This window comes from Streptomyces sp., assembly GCF_019510245.1.
In the GTDB taxonomy this organism is placed as follows: Bacteria; Actinomycetota; Actinomycetes; order Streptomycetales; family Streptomycetaceae; genus Streptomyces.
The window spans coordinates 1-1,609 of sequence record NZ_JAEKKT010000502.1; the positions used below are offsets into that span (position 1 = coordinate 1).

1 protein-coding gene, 1 tRNA gene and 1 pseudogene are annotated in these 1,609 nt (G+C 67.8%); 1 reads left to right on the forward strand and 2 read right to left on the reverse strand.

All coding sequences use genetic code 11. The annotated features are described in order from the left end of the window. A partial coding sequence (locus JF597_RS54670; RefSeq protein ID WP_294014625.1) for a dynamin family protein occupies positions 1–719 on the reverse strand: 719 nt, incomplete at its 3' end. Positions 720–1,012: 293 nt separating this feature from the next. Between JF597_RS54670 and JF597_RS54675 the strand changes: the two genes are divergently transcribed. Next, positions 1,013–1,085, forward strand: a tRNA-Arg gene (locus JF597_RS54675). Between the two features lie 178 nt (positions 1,086–1,263). On the opposite strand, the pseudogene JF597_RS54680 reads toward JF597_RS54675, so the two are convergent. After that, positions 1,264–1,609: pseudogene (locus JF597_RS54680) on the reverse strand (site-specific integrase); the annotation flags it as partial.

The following is a 1,609-nucleotide window of genomic DNA, read 5'->3' on the forward strand; positions in this document are numbered from 1 at the left end:
GCCTTGGTGAGCAGGGCGCCGTACTGCCGTGAGACCTCGGAGACGACCAGGTGCGGCACCCGGTCGAGGACGGTCACGAGGGTGGCGTCGTACTCCTTGGCGGTGCGCAGGAGATGCCAGGGGACGGCGTCGGCGTAGCGGGCGGCCGTCGTGACCATGATCCAGACGTCGGCCGCGCAGATCAGCTCGGCGGCGAGGACGCGGTTGTCGGCGACCAGGGAGTCGACGTCGGGGGCGTCCAGGAGCGCGAGGCCCGGCGGGAGGGTGTCGGCGGTCTCGATGCGGAGCACGCGCGTGGGGTCCTCGCCGGGCAGCAGGAGCTCGTCCCCCGCCTCCTGTTGGGGCACCCACACGCGCGTGAGTTCGGGCAGTACGCGCATTCCGCTGAACCAGTGATGGTCCTCCGGATGGCAGACCAGCACCGGTGTCCGCGTGGTCGGCCGCAGCACGCCCGCCTCGCTCACCCGCCGTCCCACAAGGGAGTTGACGAGGGTGGACTTGCCGGCTCCGGTGGAACCGCCCACCACGGCCAGCAACGGCGCTTCGGGGTCCCTCAACCGGGGCACCAGATAGTCGTCGAGCTGGGCGAGCAGTTCGTCGCGGTTGGCACGCGCGCGTGGGGCCCCCGGCAGGGGCAGCGGAAAGCGTGCGGCGGCGACACGGTCGCGCAGGGCGGAGAGTGCGTCGAGCAGCTGAGGCCGTACGTCCAAGGTCACCACATGTGAAGAATGCCCAATTTTAGGGGAATTCTGAAGCATATGAGCATGTCTGCGCGCCGACGGAATACATCGGACGGAAGGGGCGACTGGGACACAGGCACAGTCCAGGCATAACGAGTGCACAACACCCGTGGCGCAAGGCGCCAAAAGCGATGCACGATTCGTACCTGCCTGCGATTATCAGGACCGCTTCACCGAACCTCCACATCGAGCCACGGAGGCGAAGCAACAGGGACAAGGACGCGGGAGCCCTATCCTTGTCCCCGGCAACGTCACGGAACGGCCCACACCCGGCCCCCGTAGCTCAGTGGATAGAGCAGGCGCCTTCTAAGCGCTTGGCCGCAGGTTCGAGTCCTGCCGGGGGCGCATAGTCTCCGCCCTCCTTCGGGAGGGCGTTTTTGCTGCTCAGAGCGGGTATCGCTCCGCATAACGAAGCCCCGGGCACTCCCCTGACGATCAAGGGAGGGCTCCGGGGCTGTCCGGCTGTCACCGGGTTTTTGCGGGTCGCTGTGTCGAATACGTGTCGAAGTTCTTTGGCCGAAGATCAACCAGCGTCGGGCAGCTCGGGGAGGTCTCCGGCTGCTTCAAGGCGCTTCTTCAAGTCCGGCAGCTGCCCGTCGACGCACCGGGCGTAGGTGGCAAGCAGCACGGGCACGCTGTTGCCGGCCCACTCGGCCACCTGCGCAGGCGGGATCCCATCGTTGAGCCACTTCGTCAGGCGGGTGTGCCGGTTGTCGTACACCCGCTTGCCCGTGGGCGACTCGAACACGTGCGGGGGCAAGACGGCCTTGCGCGCACTGCGCCAGGCCCGGCGGATGACCGAACCCGCGAGGATGCCGCCCGTCTCCCCCTGGAACAACAGATCCCCCGGCTTGAGCTGTTCGTCCTCG